The 1,028-nt window shown below is 39.0% G+C and carries 1 pseudogene; it reads left to right on the forward strand.

Annotated features, from left to right (window positions below):
• Positions 1-510 (forward strand): annotated as a pseudogene (locus tag GQR56_RS21205) (transposase); the annotation flags it as partial.
• Positions 511-1,028 lie beyond the last annotated feature (518 nt).

The following is a 1,028-nucleotide window of genomic DNA, read 5'->3' on the forward strand; positions in this document are numbered from 1 at the left end:
GTCTTACATACATGGGGGCAAAGCCTAGCTCAACATATTCATTTGCACTGTTTAATTCCAGGTGGCGTATTAACATCGTCAGGTGAGTGGCGGGGTGTTAAAAAGCCGTATTTATTTGCAGTAAAAGCCTTAGCAACCGTGTTTAGAGCAAAAATGTTAGCAGCCATTAGGGCGCATAAACTAACGATACCTCAAAACGAATTGTTAATGACAAAATCATGGTGCGTACACAGCAAAGTGAATTTGACCGCCCCGAAAACGGTGTTGAAATACCTTGGACGCTACACACGTAAAGGCATGTTACATGAAGGACGGCTTAAGCAAGTAACAAAAGATGATGTCACGTTTAGTTATAAAGACTACCGAGACAGCAAAATAAAGCGAATGACATTAACAGGCATAGAATTTATTAGGCGCTATTTACTGCATGTACTCCCAAGTGGGTTTATGCGAATACGGCACTACGGGTTTTTAGCCAGTGCGTGTAGAGCAAAAAAGCGGGGTATTATCAGCGCACAAACAAACAAGCATGAGACTAAAAATAAGGGAAAGTCAGATACAACAGGTGCGATGGGAGTTAATTGGCCGTGCCCATCATGTAAGCAAGGGCAGTTGATAATGAAAAGCCTCTGTATAAAGGATGCAAAAATCGACGGTCTAGCGACGGGAGGCATAATAATGAATAGTGGTTAATAGTAAGTCGAACACTTAAAAACAATTCGTTAAATAAGTTGGTGCAATATAACCAGCTTAGATGGGGTGTTGGCTAAAATAAATAAAAAGAAGGACAGTAGACAATAAGCAGGCAGAAACGCAATAAAAAAGCGTAGAAATGTAATTAATAAACAGTAATTAACCCGTGTAGTAGTAAAAGGGTGTCCAATAAATCTGCAATCAACAACTTCCCTAAAAAAGAGAATTCCTATAGCATTAAGCATACCAATAAAAAAGTTGAGTGAGGAGTATGCTTCGTTCAACAAGGTATTTATACGATACAAACAACGTAACGTATAAATACTAAGACGTTA

It is taken from the genome of Pseudoalteromonas sp. Z9A5, from assembly GCF_011378875.1.
Taxonomy (GTDB): Bacteria; Pseudomonadota; Gammaproteobacteria; order Enterobacterales; family Alteromonadaceae; genus Pseudoalteromonas.